This window comes from Chlorobium phaeovibrioides, from assembly GCF_003968655.1.
GTDB classification, from domain to species: Bacteria; Bacteroidota; Chlorobiia; order Chlorobiales; family Chlorobiaceae; genus Chlorobium; species Chlorobium phaeovibrioides.
This window is the reverse complement of sequence record NZ_RXYK01000006.1, coordinates 62,923-76,527: the sequence shown is the minus strand read 5'-3', so window position 1 is coordinate 76,527 and position 13,605 is coordinate 62,923. Positions and strand designations below refer to the sequence as shown.

Annotated in this window: 13 protein-coding genes; 1 reads left to right on the top strand and 12 read right to left on the bottom strand. The window is 55.1% G+C overall.

Features of this window, described 5'->3' with window-relative positions; all coding sequences use genetic code 11:
- Window positions 1–4 precede the first annotated feature (4 nt).
- The 11 genes from dsrB to EKD02_RS05490 form a co-directional block, all read right to left on the bottom strand.
- Entirely contained in the window at window positions 5–1,084 is a 1,080-nt protein-coding gene (gene dsrB, locus EKD02_RS05540) for a dissimilatory-type sulfite reductase subunit beta (protein ID WP_041469939.1), read from the bottom strand.
- 56 nt (window positions 1,085–1,140) lie between these two features.
- Entirely contained in the window at window positions 1,141–2,394 is a 1,254-nt protein-coding gene (gene dsrA / locus EKD02_RS05535; protein WP_126384370.1) for a dissimilatory-type sulfite reductase subunit alpha, read from the bottom strand.
- Between the two features lie 56 nt (window positions 2,395–2,450).
- Window positions 2,451–2,786 carry a TusE/DsrC/DsvC family sulfur relay protein gene (locus tag EKD02_RS05530; RefSeq protein WP_011889299.1) on the bottom strand — a complete coding sequence of 112 codons (336 nt, stop codon included), beginning with the start codon at window positions 2,784–2,786 and terminating at the stop codon, window positions 2,451–2,453.
- A 129-nt stretch (window positions 2,787–2,915) separates the two neighbouring features.
- Complete coding sequence (locus EKD02_RS05525) at window positions 2,916–4,322, bottom strand: cobyrinic acid a,c-diamide synthase CobB (RefSeq protein WP_126384368.1); 1,407 nt, start codon at window positions 4,320–4,322, stop codon at window positions 2,916–2,918.
- Window positions 4,323–4,343: 21 nt separating this feature from the next.
- A complete protein-coding gene (locus tag EKD02_RS05520) occupies window positions 4,344–4,580 on the bottom strand; it encodes a sulfurtransferase TusA family protein (protein WP_011889297.1) in 237 nt (78 codons plus the stop codon).
- 40 nt (window positions 4,581–4,620) lie between these two features.
- Window positions 4,621–5,088, bottom strand: a complete 468-nt coding sequence (locus tag EKD02_RS05515; protein WP_185805702.1) for a rhodanese-like domain-containing protein — start codon at window positions 5,086–5,088, stop codon at window positions 4,621–4,623.
- A gap of 20 nt (window positions 5,089–5,108) precedes the next feature.
- The gene (dsrE2, locus tag EKD02_RS05510; protein WP_011889295.1) at window positions 5,109–5,618 is read right to left on the bottom strand and encodes a sulfur carrier protein DsrE2; all 510 of its coding nucleotides are present in this window, start codon (window positions 5,616–5,618) and stop codon (window positions 5,109–5,111) included.
- A 125-nt stretch (window positions 5,619–5,743) separates the two neighbouring features.
- Window positions 5,744–6,172, bottom strand: coding sequence for a hypothetical protein (locus EKD02_RS05505; protein ID WP_126341694.1), 429 nt, complete (start codon window positions 6,170–6,172; stop codon window positions 5,744–5,746).
- The gene (locus tag EKD02_RS05500) at window positions 6,169–7,131 is read right to left on the bottom strand and encodes a sulfite exporter TauE/SafE family protein (RefSeq protein ID WP_126341693.1); all 963 of its coding nucleotides are present in this window, start codon (window positions 7,129–7,131) and stop codon (window positions 6,169–6,171) included. The genes EKD02_RS05505 and EKD02_RS05500 overlap by 4 nt, the downstream gene beginning before the upstream one ends.
- Before the next feature lie 4 nt (window positions 7,132–7,135).
- Entirely contained in the window at window positions 7,136–10,003 is a 2,868-nt protein-coding gene (locus EKD02_RS05495) for a molybdopterin-dependent oxidoreductase (RefSeq protein WP_126384365.1), read from the bottom strand.
- A gap of 21 nt (window positions 10,004–10,024) precedes the next feature.
- The gene (locus tag EKD02_RS05490; protein WP_126384362.1) at window positions 10,025–11,593 is read right to left on the bottom strand and encodes a 4Fe-4S dicluster domain-containing protein; all 1,569 of its coding nucleotides are present in this window, start codon (window positions 11,591–11,593) and stop codon (window positions 10,025–10,027) included.
- Between the two features lie 249 nt (window positions 11,594–11,842).
- Between EKD02_RS05490 and EKD02_RS05485 the strand changes: the two genes are divergently transcribed.
- Window positions 11,843–12,049 carry a dodecin gene (locus EKD02_RS05485; RefSeq protein ID WP_011889291.1) on the top strand — a complete coding sequence of 69 codons (207 nt, stop codon included), beginning with the start codon at window positions 11,843–11,845 and terminating at the stop codon, window positions 12,047–12,049.
- Window positions 12,050–12,130: 81 nt separating this feature from the next.
- Here the strand turns inward: EKD02_RS05485 and EKD02_RS05480 are convergent, their stop codons facing one another.
- Complete coding sequence (locus EKD02_RS05480) at window positions 12,131–13,495, bottom strand: OmpP1/FadL family transporter (RefSeq protein ID WP_126384359.1); 1,365 nt, start codon at window positions 13,493–13,495, stop codon at window positions 12,131–12,133.
- Window positions 13,496–13,605: the final 110 nt, after the last annotated feature.

The window sequence follows — 13,605 nt, the reverse complement described above, 5'->3', positions numbered from 1 at the left end:
TTGGCTAAAAGCGGACATGAGCCGACTGGTTGAAGGTGGTTCTCGCATGACGGTAGCTGTCAATCATATCCTCGTCAAAGGTGAGCCCTGTTTCTTCAAAGAAACGCTTCCACCCGATACGGTTGATCCACTCGCCGACACGCTCCCAGGGGCGGCCGCCAGCTTTGTAAGCAGTCAGGATACGGCCAACCGCATCAGTCACTTCCGGCCAGCGGGGAGGGTTGTTGGGCAGGTTGTGGGCAACAATGCTCATGGTCGAGGGTTTTGAGCGGGCGTTGCTGTTCTTTCCGCCAACCCAGATAGCAAACTTGGAGTGCTCGGGATGATTTATTTCCATTGCCGGGCAGGCACCGAAGCATGCTCCGCAGCAGATGCACTTGGCCTCGTCCACCATCAGTGAGCGCTTTCCGTTGACCACTGTCGGGCGGATGGCGGCAACCGGGCAGCGGGCAACCGCTTTGGGAAGCTCGCAGATCATCGACAGGTGATCGTGATTGATGCGGGGAGGACGGGTATGCTTCACCACAACGGCAATATCGGCCTGGCCACCGCAGTTGATGGAGCAGCAGGAGGTGGAGAGTCGCACCTTGTTGGGCATCTCCATATGCTTGAACTCGTTGTAGAGCGTGTCCATCATCGACTTCACCACACCCGACGCATCGGTTGCGGGAATGTCGCAATGGAGCCACCCCTGGGTGTGCGATACCGACGACACGCAGTTACCGGCGCCGCCTACAGGGAAGCCCATGGCCTCAAGGTCGCGGATCATCGGCTCTACATTCTCACCGTTCGGAGTAAGAAACTCAACATTGTTGCGGACGGTAAAACGGAGGTGTCCGTCACAGTAGCGGTCGGCAATGTCGCAGAGCTGGCGCACCATGTCCACAGTATCCTGACGGGGTGTTCCTGCGCGGACAGTGAAAAGGGTGTCGCCGCTCTCGCCAACATGCTTCAGCACACCGGGACGGGGAATTTCATGATACTTCCATTTACCGTAGTTGTTTATCACCACCGGGTGGAGCGCCTCTTTGTAGGTGTGGGGGCCCGACTCTATGGTCTTCCATGTTCTTTCAGGACTGCTCATAATGTTCATTCAGTTTTGCATGGTTGATGCAAGTGCCTGCGATGGCTCACGCCAGCTCAGTACTTTGCCTTGAAATAGGGATTATCGCGGGGTCTGGATACCTGATTGATGTCCACATCAAGCCCGACGCCGTCCAGGAACTGCCGAAGACCGACGCGCTCAATGGTTTCGCCGATCCGCTCGTGGTCAAGACCATTGTCATCCCACCAGTCGATAATCTCCTCTACCAGCTCCATGAACTTTTCGCGATCCTCTTCTGTCTCCATTTTCATGAAAGGAATGATCAGGGAACCCATGTTCACGCCAACTTTCAGGGTGTTCTTTCCGCCCATAAGCAGCGATATCCCCCGTTCTTTTCCCGGAGAGAGCGCCTTGGGCATTGCATTCAGGCAGTGCATACAGCGCACACAGTCGCGGGTATCAATCTTCATGCCGCCATCTTCAAGCGAAATGGCCCGTGTGGGGCAGAGGTTGATGACCTGGTTGACCAGCGCGTCGACGCCCTTCTCTTCAATCCACTCTTTCACTGCCACCTCGTCCACCTGGATGGCATCTTTCCATGTACCGATGACGGCAAGGTCGGAACGCATGATGGCATTGGTGCAGTCGTTCGGGCAGCCTGAGAACTTGAACTTGATTTTATAGTTCCATTCGGGGCGGTGAAGCTGGCCCACAAAGTGGCGGAGCGCATGGAGATGGAGCTCAAGGTTGTCATAACAGGCCTGCTCGCAGCGGGCCGGACCGGCGCATGAAACTGCCGTACGCATTCCTGCGCCTGCGCCACCAAGATCCCATCCTTTTTCGTTCAGCTTGTCGAAGCACTCCTGCACATTGGCCTCATCAATGCCCTGCAGCATAATGTCGCCGGTCTGGCCATGCAGGGTCAGCATACCGCTGCCGTACTCTTCCCAGATGTCGCACAGTTCGCGAAGCATTGCTGTATTGTAATGCAGCCCCGGAGGCGGCTGAATCCGCATGGTGTGGAACTCCGCAGCCTCGGGAATTTTATCCTTGATCATCGAGTAACGGGTAATAACGCCGGCTCCGTAGCCGTCAACCGTCACAAGCCCACCCTTCCAGTAACCCATCTTGGTATTGTATGAATACTCAAGCTGGTCCATGACGCCACGAAGCATCGGTTTTTTCGTTCTCTCGGCAAGAGTCTTGAAGCCAGAGACAAAACTTGGCCAGGGGCCTTTTTCCAGTTCGTCAAGCATCGGCGTCGGGTTCAGAAACTTCTCACCACACCCGCCATTTGAGTGGCTGCATCCATGCGAACCGCATGCTGATGCCCCTTTGTTTTCTTCCATTGTTTCTCCTGTTGATTCTTCAGAAAATTTCGGCCCACCGGCCCTGCTACAGTCTCTTACACACAACCGGTCGGCTTCGGCAGCCCGGCAACCTTACAGGCCTGAAGCGCAGGGCCTTTAGGGAACAGTCCGTAGAGGAACTCGCTCGCCTCTTTCTTGTCCATACCCTTTTCGGCGGCAATCGCCTTGGTAAGAACCTTTACAGCCGGGGCAATCTGGTACTCGTCGTAGTAGTTGCGAAGGAACTTCACCAGCGACCAATGCTCGTCGCTCATCTCAATTTCTTCACCTTCGGCAAGCTGGCCGGCAATCTCTTCAGTCCAATCTTCAAGATTGACCAGGTAGCCGTTCTCATCTGTCTCGATGGTGGTGCCGTTGATAACTATTCCCATGATGATCTCCTCTTTGAATGTTTGTTGATGATGAAAAACAATATCACTGACTTCTTAATATAACCATATAGTTATATAAATAACCATAGGAATTCTTTTTTCCAAATGCGGTCGTAAAGTTTTTTTGTTTTATGCCCCAGCAGTGCGGTACGCGGCGGCGGCTGAGACGAATGCAGGGGCCCAGCCGGGGGAAGCAACTGCGTGGAGATGGGCGTATGAGGCAAAAACATTCCGCTGGATGATGCCGTCAGTTCTGCCCGTGGTACCCTTGCCGCGGTGGACTGTAAACTGCCACAGGGGGTTGCCGGAAATGGCAGTTGTGGACGAGTAATGGAATTCATGGGCCTTGACCCGTTCTCCTTTTGTGAACCAGGGGGAGCCGGTGGTGCTTTCAAGCTCAAGGTAGCCATGCCCTGCGGGGCGATCGGTAAACCCTATGTCAAAGGGAAGCACACCGGCCATGGGAAATGATTCCCCCCGGTACAATGCTTCCCGGGAGAGGTAAATGAGTCCCCCGCATTCGGCGTAAAGTGGCATGCCGGATTCAGCGGCACTGCGGACGCCTTGCATGAGAGAATGGTTTGCTGTGAGCTCGCGGAAAAAAGATTCCGGAAAGCCACCACCAATGTAGAGCGCGTCAATTGCGGGGAGTTCGGCAGCGGCAAGGGAGTCGATGAAAACAAGCTCTGCTCCCTGGTGTTCGAGTGCTTCAAGGTTGTCGGGGTAATAAAAGCTGAATGCCGCGTCGCGGAACACGCCGATTCTGGCTTTGGGATTGGCCGATCTCTGCCGCGGGCAGCAGGCGAGTCGCGGAGCCATGTGTGGCGCACTGAAAAAGAGACGGGTTATTGCCTCCATGTCGCAGCAGGCGGCAACTGTGGCAGCGGCATTGCGGATGAATTCTCCCGCCGTCGCGGTTTCTGCCACAGTGGTAAGGCCAAGATGGCGTTCGGGTATAGTGAGCAAGCGGTCAATGGGAATTGAGCCAAGGACCTCAATCCCGCAGTACTGTTCAATGGCCCGCCTCTGTTTTTCCGCCTGGCGCTCGCTGCGCACACGGTTGAGCACAACTCCCGCTATGGTTACAGAGGGAGGCATGGCCTGCATCCCCATTACCGTTGCGGCGGCACCCCGTCCTGCATCATGCCCGTCCACAACGAGAAGCACCGGAGTCTGGAGAATTTCTGCAAGTCCGGCGCTGCTGTCGGAGCCATCCAGCGACATTCCATCATGCAGGCCGTGGTTCCCCTCAATGAGAGAGAGTGAGGCTTCCGATATGCCGCTGTGGCGGATAAAGGAGCTGCGGCACCCGTCAGGGCCCATCATCCATGGATCGAGATTATAACACTCATTGCCTGTTGCCAGGCGGTGCCATGCAGGGTCAATGTAATCGGGCCCTTTCTTGAAACTGTTCACCTGCCACCCGGAGGCGGAAAGGTTGGCGGCAATGCCGATGGCGAGGGTTGTTTTACCCGAGCTTTTTGCTGGAGCTGAAACCATCAGCCTCGGTATGCCGGCACTCTCCTCCTCTTTCATGCTCGTTGCCCTTTTGGGGTTCTACTTCTTTTTAATGTAGAAGGTATGCGTACCTGACGCCTCTTCATGCTCAACCACCTCGTTGCCGGTGCGGTTTGCCCAGGACGCCATATCGCTGACTGAACCCGGATCGGTCGCCGTCATCTTCAGTACTTCTCCGCTCTGCATGCCGTCAATAGCCTTTTTGGTTTTGAGAATCGGCAGGGGGCAGTTCAGTCCCTTGCAGTCAAGTTCTACGCTGCTTGCAATTGTGCTCATGGTTGTTCTCCTTCTGGTTATTGAATTGTTGTTATGAACATTATTCTTTTGGTTTTTTCTGCTCCTCGCGCACCCGTGAGAGAAAAAAGCTGTCGGCTTCTTCAGCCTCTACCTGCCTGCCGCTGCCGTCAACCAACTTCTCTTCATAGTCGTTCCAGCCGCGAAGACCGGTTTTGAGTGACAGAACACGGCTGTAACCCATTCTCTGCATTACCTCAGCGGCAAAAACGCTGCGGTGCCCGGAACGGCAGACCACAACAATTTCGCGATCGCGCGCCCGGACCAACTCCGGACAGGTGTCGTCAAAATCCCACTCGCAGGCAGCCTCAAGCACACCCCGCGCCACATGAAGGGAACCGGGAATATGCATGGCGAGGAACTCGGCCGGCTCACGCACATCAAGCAGCAAAAGCTCCGGGTTCTCTTGAAGGCGCTCAACAAGATCCCAGGGCATGAGTTCCTGAACACGCTGAAGAGCCGCCTTGAGAAGGTCCGATACGGTAAGCATAGAATCGTGGGTTTGGGGCATCAGACAAACAGTGAGATGTCGGCATCGGCTGCGTACTCAAGGAATGTTGCCGCACCGCCGTACTCGACGCCATCAATGAACTCCTCTTTTGAGAAACCGAACACCTCCATGGTCATCTGGCATGCAATGAAACGCACACCCGACTCCTGGCACATTTCACGGAGCTGCTCGACGGTTGCTACGCCCTTCTTCTTGAAGGTCTCTTTCATGAGCGAGGTTGCCATGTTGTCAAAACCCGGCATGTTGCCGGAAATGATGTTGGGAACCGGCCAGTTGAATGCCTGAAAGCCGGGGCTGCCGAAAGGCATTTTCATCGGCATGGCAGGATTGGTGTGCGGAGCAACTTTGGCGTCAATCTCCTTTTTGAGCAGTGGCAGACCGTAAAAGGTAAAGAAGACAACTGCTTCCATATCCATGGCCGCAGCGGTAGACGCGAGGATGAAGGGAGGATAGGCCCAGTCGAGGGTTCCCTGTGAAGCGATGATTGCCAGTTTTTTTGTTTCAGCCATGGTGGTTCTCCAGTGTTGGACCTTGCTTGGGATTAAATAACTATATAACCGAGTAATTATATAGATGATAATAAAAGAGGGAGTAACTACCAAACAAAACGGCGGATTTTTTTACGCCGGGCTGCTTATCGCACAAGCACGCCTGTTGCGGCAACAAGCAGAATCAGGACCTGAAGAATGGCTATGACACCAAAGACAGGTCGTTTTTCACGGAAAAAAGCAGGGGCGGTCACCAAGAGGCAGACAACGGGAATCATGCAGATGAGGATGATGGCAAAATAGCTGAGAGCATCTCCGCGCCAGAAACTTTCCATGCCCGACATGAACGACCAGCCGAGAGGAGCGTCGAGCTTTTCCTGCATGAGCGAGGCCCTCAGATGCCAGTTGGCGGCAATGTCGGCAATCGATACCTTCCGGGGAAGCAGCTGGAAGATGTAGGCTGCATAACTCCCGGTGAGAAAGAGTATGGCGAAGTGAGAGAGCTTATCGAGCACACCGGCGTATGCAAGCTGCTCTTTATGGACATGCGGTTTGTCGGCCGGCTCCTGTTTCATATCCCGAATCCTTTGAAGAGTGAACGAATGCCGGCTACCGCAAGCATGGAAACCACAATGATGCGGACTGAGGAGGTATTGACCCTTGTGAGCAGTTTGGCCCCGATTTTGGAACCAAGCATCATGCCGGCAATGGAGGGAACTGCAATAAGCGGAAGCATTGCCCCCTTGAACATGTAGACCCATGCGGCTGCAGCTCCGTTGATGGAGAGCACGAGGCCGCTGGTGGCGACGGAGACTTTCAGCGGGACCCCCATGAGGAGGTTGAACACCGGTACATTGGCAAACCCTGCGCCAAGGCCGAACATGCCGCCGATGAAGCCTATCATGAGAAAGAAGATCAGGCTGAGAGGGGTGCGGTGCACCTGCCATGAAACATCTTTTTTGATGGACTCCTCATAATAGATGCCCGAAATGTGCAGTGCCTTTGAGAGGGCATCGGGCACCTTCACTTCCGGATACCCTGATTTACCTGAAAGGAACATGATGGTGGCAATGACAACAATGACTATGCCGAGCAGGAGCTGCACAGTTTGCGCCGGAAGGGCCAGACCTGCCATGGCGCCGGCAATGGAGCTGAGGGAACCGACGAGGGCCATGGGGAGGCCGAGCTTGAGATCGGCCAGCCCTTTACGCATCAGGGGAGCTCCGGCTGAAATGGCTCCCGAAAGGGCGACCATCAGCCCCGCCCCCCTTACAAAGTCAAGGTGGAAGGGGAAAAAGCTGCTGACAATGGGGACAAAGAGCACCCCGCCGCCAACACCAGCAAGCACTGCAAAAATCCCAAGAACAAATGAGAAAACAAACAGCAGCAGCACCCACACCCACCATGCCGCCTCAATTGCGCTCTGCGGCTCAGCTGCAAGCAGGGTTCCGGGTAACAGCAGGAAGAGCACCGCAATGCCTGCCGCAGCAGAGGCCACGGCCCGAAAGGCTTTGGAGGGAGGCGTAACAGGCATTATATCACTCCTCATTGTTCAGATAGAAGGTTTTTTCGTCGGGACGGAAGGGGCGGTTCAGCCAGAGAGGACGCCGAAGCCCCCCGGGGCCCGGAGCGGGACGCGTCATGGCCAGCCACTCTTTGTAGACTGCATGGGAGCGGTCGGTATCAACAAACACATCGCCATACCCGTCTCCTTCGTGAGCCAGCTCAAGACGAACCTTCTGGTGCCAGCAGTGCATGCCGCTGATCGGATCGGGGTGAACCGGGAAGGTGATGTTCTGGTGCACACCGCCATCCGACCAGAAAATTCTGGCCGTATCAGGATCGTCGCTTTTGTGCGCCTGAATAGTTTCTTTTGTGCGCATCTTCCACTTCCCTTTCCCCTCTTTGGTAATGCCTACCGTATTGGCCGCCCAGCGGTTGCAGGAGGCGTCCTGGTCACGGCGCCACCGGCCCACATGATGCGAGCATGCCAGCACACCGGGACGGATGCCTTCGGTAACCAATGCATGATTGACAAAGAATCCGATGTCGGTGTTGACGCGGATGAGAGCACCGTTTTCAATACCGAGCGAGGCGGCATCGTCCACATTGATCCATACCGGGTTGCGGTGGGCTATTTCAGCCAGCCACTTGGCGTTGCCGGAACGGGAGTGGATGAGCACGGGAAGGCGGAAGGTCGGCATGAGCACGAACTCACCTTTTTTGTGGTCCATCGTTTCCTCGTGAATATGGCTTTTGATGTAGCCGGGAAGACGGTATTCAGGCCATTTCCAGTCGACCATGGTCTGCGAGTAGTACTCCTGCTTGCGCGACGGTGTCGGGAACCCTCCGCAGGCCCGGCCCTTCACCTCAACGCCCACAGCCTTGCCATCTTTTGTGATGAGGCCACTTTGGGCATCGACCGATGAACCCTCAAGGTCCGAGGAGGCAGGAGGGCGGCTGTTGACATCGTATACCTTGCTTTCCAGCTCAAAGGCACCGAACTTCTGCATGTATTCAAGGGCGCCGAGCCCTTCTTTTGCGGCCGCTTCCGGAAGCCCCGGGGTGCGCTCGAAAATGTAGCGGTAATATTCGCTGATGGTGATTTTCTCACCCGGACGGTAGGGCGACTCGCAGTACTGGCGGATGCCAAGGCTGCCGTCGGGGTCGATGCGCCAGGTCAGCTCAATCCAGAACTCATCTTCCTCCCATACCTCCCCGGGATTTGCCTCCCAGGTGTGGGTAACCGGCTGGCCCATTTTTTCACGGGCAACACGGAGCACAGGCTGACGGAACGCAATCCATTTGCCGGCATGGGTTTCGTAGCTGATGATGTCGTGCCGTTCTGGCGAGTGGCCCATCGGGAGCACATAGTCGGCAAAGTATGCAGTTTCGCTCCATGTCGGGGTCAGGGCTGCGTGCAGGCCGATTTTTGACTCATCCTCAAGTGCCTCAATCCAGGAGAAGCCGTCAGGGTATGTCCATACCGGGTTGAATACCCTTGTGAAGTAGACATCAAGTTTTCCTCTCCCCTCTTTCAGAAAGTGGGGAAGAAGGAAGCTCATCTCGAAATGGGCAAGGGGGTATTCGTTCGGCAGGTGCAGCTCGTTCCAGTGGGTCTGGGGTTTGGGATGGGCATGGACTGCAGGCTTGAACTTGTTCCAGGCGCTCGGCGAAGTACCGCCCGGCGTTCCGACACTGCCGGTGAGTACATTGAGGAAGTGCAGGGTTCGCGATACTGCCCATCCGCCAAGGTTACCGCTGCTGGCGCTGCGCCACACATGGGTGGAGAACTGCGTTCCGGCTGCGCCGATCTGGCGGGCCACATCAATAATGGTTGCCGCCGGCACGCCACTCTCTTTTTCGGCATATTCCGGCGTGTACTCTTGATACTCTTTTGAGAGAGCTTCAATGAACTGCTCGAATGTCGCCTCCTTGCCGGAGTATTCATTGGCCAGATACTCTTTCCAGTTGACCCAGTTTTCAAGATAGTCGCGGTTGTAGAGCCCCTCGTCTATGATGACCTTCGCCATGGCAAGCATTACGGCCGGCTCTGTGCCGGGATAGGTCGGCAGCCAGTAGTCCGACATGCTGGCGGTGTTGGATAGACGCGGGTCGAGCACAGCAAGCTTCGCCCCCTTCATGCGTGCTTCAATGATACGCTGCGAGTGGGGGTTGAAGTAATGACCCGACTCAAGGTGGGCGCTGACAAGAAGAATGAACCTGGCATTGGCGTGGTCGGGGGATGGGCGGTCAAACCCTTCCCAGATGGCGTAGCCAAACCGTGCACCTGAGGAGCATACATTGGTGTGGCTGTTGTGACCATCAACATTCCAGGCCTTGAACACCCACTCCATGAACCCGTCATGGCCGGGACGGCCGACATGGTAGGAAATTTCATTGTTGCGTCCCTCCATAATGGCTTTGCGCATCCGGCCGGAAATATCATCAAGAACGCTGTCCCAGCTGACCCGCTGCCAGTTCCCGGCGCCCCTCTCGCCGACCCTCTTCATGGGGTAGAGCACCCGGTCCTGATCTTCAACCTGATTGAGGGTTGCGGGGCCTTTGGCACAGTTGCGGCCGCGGCTTGCAGGATGGTAGGGGTTGCCCACCAGCTTGCGGATTTTCATGGTCTTTTTGTCAACATAGGCAAGGAGGCCGCATCCCGCCTCACAGTTGAAACATGCCGTCGGAATCAGCATATATTCGTTTGCCTTCCGCTCGGGCCAGCTTTTCGAATCGTACTCTACCCAGCTGTCCCATTTCTCGGGAGGAGGGCAGGCCACTGCAACTCCCTCGGAAGGAAGGCCTGCAACAGGGGACTTTTCATCGGCATGCAGATCAGCAATGACTCCGAGCTTTTCAGCAAGACTTTCTATCACTGTAGGCTTATGCTTGTAACTCATGGTGTGCTCCGCTTGGGGTGTTTAACTTAATGAGATTGACTGTGGGGCCTGAACCCATACTTTTTCTGTATAGAACACTCCTGCAAGAGCGCCGATTGCGGCTGCGCCTATCAGGAGAGGACCTGGTGAAACAATGAGCACCAGAAGGGGAAGCAGGTTACCGAGAACCACGCTGCCGAGCCAGAACTGACCTTTCAGTGCCCCCTGCGTTATGGCTTCAGCCGACCGCTCAGCATTGAGTGAGGGGTGGCGGCCGTAGAGTTCAGTCCACATGACAAGAAGATGAAGGCTGAATGCTGCTGTGAGCACAATGCGCAAGAGGGAGAGAGATGCTGCATCAAGACCTATGAAGGCTGAGAGCAAAGCCATTGCTGAACCACCCGCAATCACCGAATTGAGAAGCATGTGCAGTGAGAGCATCGGGCTCTGCCAGAAGTCGCGCCCTTTGGCCGAACCGAACAGGAATGCAGTGTAGACCGCGGTAAGAAGCGCAAGCGCCGCCCCGCCCCAAAGCCCTGCCATAACAAGCAAAGGAAGCTGCAGATACATTCCCGCTGCCCAGAGCGCCAGAAAAGCGCCATAAGCCGTAATGGTCAACCCGCCGCGAACCAGCCAGGAGCTGAACTGCGGACGGAGCATGACTGAGGCAAACCGGTCAGGGCGGTCAAGATCCTTGACCAGAAAGCCGCCAGTCAGCGAGAGGAAGAGCAGCGAAACCGCCCAGAGAGCCCACTGCATCGGTTCCGGCAGCATCATGCCCGGCAGAAGCGAGAAGACAAAAAGCATAAGGAAGGCACCCGCAGAGACCGCCTTCGACCAGACATAGGCCGGAACCTCCCAACCCCAGACCGATCCCTTCGATGGAGCGTCATACACACGGCGAGCTGTGGCTGCAGGCGCCTTTCCTCCATGATGCTCCACTGCGGGCTCGGGGGAATGAAAGTGACCACCCTCAACTGCGTGCTTTGCAAAATGGCCTACCCCGCGCGACTGGGCGCTCCACATATAGCTTTCAGATTCAGACGCCTGCAGGGGGTCGAGCGAAGCGCCGTCACCGTTGATGTAGAAAACATTGGGACTGGTCCCTTTCTCAGGCTTGCGGACCACGGTACGCTCTTTGGCAAGTAGCATGGAAATTTCACTATGCGGATCATCCAGATCGCCCGACACAATCGCCTGCTGAGGGCAGATGACGGCACATGCCGGCTTCATGCCAATCTCAACCCGGTGCGAGCAGTAGCTGCACTTGGCAGTTGTGCCGCTTTCGGGATCAATGTAGACTGCGTTGTAGGGGCAGGCCTGAGCACAGGCCTTGCAGCCGATGCAGCGGCGGGAATCGAAATCCACAATACCATCATCGCGCTTGTGCAATGCCTCAACCGGACAGATATCCACACAGGGAGGCTCCTCGCAGTGATTGCACCGCAGGACGGTAAAATACCGCCGGGTATCAGGGAATGACCCCTTTTCAACATATTTTACCCAGGTGCGGTTGACGCCAAGCGGCACCTGGTTTTCGGACTTGCAGGCAACTGAGCATGCGTGGCATCCGATACATTTGCGTCCGTCAATAACAAATCCGTAATTCATGAACTGCGATGTTCTAATGATTGATAAGGCGCCTTCCCGCCGTCGGGACCGGAGAACATACATATCTATATAACCAATTAGTTATATAATAACATAACCAGAGAATAATCCAAAATCTATCAGACCTGAAAAGGGTTTTTCTTGCAATGAACGCCCACACTCAGGAAGCCGGGCTTTGCAGATTAATGGGGTTTTGCTGATATTGACGGCTCAACAGGTTTATTTCCTTGCACTAAAACCCTCTCAGCCATGAGCGCACATACTTACAAGAAACTTGAGATCGTAGGATCATCCGCAACCAGCATTGAAGACGCAATCAACAACGCAGTTGCAAAAGCAGCCGAATCCGTCCGCAGCATCCGCTGGGTCGAGGTTCTTGAAACCCGCTGCCATGTTGAAGACCAGAAAGTCGCCTACTTCCAGGTCACCGTCAAAATCGGCTTCACGCTCGACTGAGGCCTTTTTTTAGCTTTCAATGCAAAAGGCACCCGGGAGGGTGCCTTTTGCATTTCATGATTCAATTCCGGGCAGCTCTCATCAGAGATTGTGGACAAAATTCAGGGACCAGTTTGACTGGCTATGGCTGATAACCATACCCTCACCGTTGGTTTCAGTGACCTTCGGTGCCCAGCTGTATGCCATGCCCATGCGGGCATCGTCCGTCAGGCGGTAGCCGAATCCACAGGTGTAGTGGTTCTTGATGATGGCCGGAAAGAGCGGATGGAGATACTCGTCAGGCACGGGGTTGGTGGAGAAACTCGCGCCACCGCGCAAAGCCAGCCTATCCGTCGCCTTGTACTCAACACCCACTGAATAGACAGTCTGATCTTTCCAATCCTGCTTCATGCTCATGTCGAGCGTCTCGCCCGCATAGTCGCCGTTATCAGCAGTATTGTCAGCAATAAACGAGGTAGAGAACTTATCCATGACGGTCGACCAGTCAACAAACTTCACATCAGCCGCAACCATCAGCTTATCAGTCGGACGCAAAGCCAAACCAGCGGCAAAGGTTGCCGGCCATTCAAAATCGTTGACCTTGATTTTACCCGATACATCCTGCGTTCCAGCAGTATTGACGACTGTAAGCTTTGCATTGCTTGATTCCAGATCAGACATCATCGTCTGCGAATGGTAGGTACCACCTATGGTGAGCAGCTTACTGACCTTATGGGTGAAGCCAAGCTTGAAGCCCGTACCGTACCCGACAGCCTTGCCGATGAAGGGGGTACCGTTCGAGAAGTCGTACCGAACATAGTCAAGCGTATCCGCCATCACTGTCGGGAGCATTGAGCCGCCTGTCTCCATCATCCCGAAATGCATGCCGTCCATGTCCATCTGCAGATCCATGCTGGCCCAGACGAAGTCAGCAGAGGCGCCGATGGTGGTATTGTCGGTAAGGTTATAGGAAATCGGGAACATCAGCCGTCCCACGCCGACCTCGGAGCGGATGTCCTTGCCGCTCAACATTGTTCGCACTTCTTCATCGTCATATCCTCCCTGAAAGAGCGGAGAATCATTTCCATAATCGGTGCCCATCCCGCCCTGTGAAAGCAGCGCTGCCCCCCAGGTGATGTCGCCATCTTTACGGATATAGGAGAGGGATGGCATATAGAAGGCCGTCGCGCTTGAGTGGTCACTCATGGCGCCATAATCGGACTGCACTTCAGGATGCAGACCCCGGATGCCGATACCTATCTCCTCGGTGCCCTCTTTCATCATTCCGAGGGTAGCGGGGTTGTTCATGACAGCTGAATTGCCGGTATCATAAGCCATGCCCGTACCACCCATCGCGTGCGATTTAGCGCCGTAGCCTTCAAGGTTCATGCCGTTTGTAGCAAGAGCCGTAGACGCACCGGTGAGCGAGAGCGCAATCACTGCGCCCGAAAGTGTTTTTCGTAACATACCGAAACTGATTTGTGGTTGTGTGATTCTGTAAAAACAATATAACGATACAGTTATATTATATCATAACAATCGTTAATAACCAAAAACAAAACATAAAGCCCCCTACA

Coding starts and splice junctions, on each gene's coding strand:
- EKD02_RS05525 (WP_126384368.1), bottom strand. CDS start 4,322: ATGAAAGAGGAGGAGAGTGCCGGCATACCGAGGCTGATGGTTTCAGCT.
- dsrE2 (WP_011889295.1), bottom strand. CDS start 5,618: ATGGCTGAAACAAAAAAACTGGCAATCATCGCTTCACAGGGAACCCTC.
- EKD02_RS05485 (WP_011889291.1), top strand. CDS start 11,843: ATGAGCGCACATACTTACAAGAAACTTGAGATCGTAGGATCATCCGCA.
- dsrA (WP_126384370.1), bottom strand. CDS start 2,394: ATGGAAGAAAACAAAGGGGCATCAGCATGCGGTTCGCATGGATGCAGC.
- EKD02_RS05500 (WP_126341693.1), bottom strand. CDS start 7,131: ATGCCTGTTACGCCTCCCTCCAAAGCCTTTCGGGCCGTGGCCTCTGCT.
- EKD02_RS05515 (WP_185805702.1), bottom strand. CDS start 5,088: ATGCTTACCGTATCGGACCTTCTCAAGGCGGCTCTTCAGCGTGTTCAG.
- dsrB (WP_041469939.1), bottom strand. CDS start 1,084: ATGAGCAGTCCTGAAAGAACATGGAAGACCATAGAGTCGGGCCCCCAC.
- EKD02_RS05480 (WP_126384359.1), bottom strand. CDS start 13,495: ATGTTACGAAAAACACTTTCGGGCGCAGTGATTGCGCTCTCGCTCACC.
- EKD02_RS05520 (WP_011889297.1), bottom strand. CDS start 4,580: ATGAGCACAATTGCAAGCAGCGTAGAACTTGACTGCAAGGGACTGAAC.
- EKD02_RS05530 (WP_011889299.1), bottom strand. CDS start 2,786: ATGGGAATAGTTATCAACGGCACCACCATCGAGACAGATGAGAACGGC.
- EKD02_RS05490 (WP_126384362.1), bottom strand. CDS start 11,593: ATGAATTACGGATTTGTTATTGACGGACGCAAATGTATCGGATGCCAC.
- EKD02_RS05495 (WP_126384365.1), bottom strand. CDS start 10,003: ATGAGTTACAAGCATAAGCCTACAGTGATAGAAAGTCTTGCTGAAAAG.
- EKD02_RS05505 (WP_126341694.1), bottom strand. CDS start 6,172: ATGAAACAGGAGCCGGCCGACAAACCGCATGTCCATAAAGAGCAGCTT.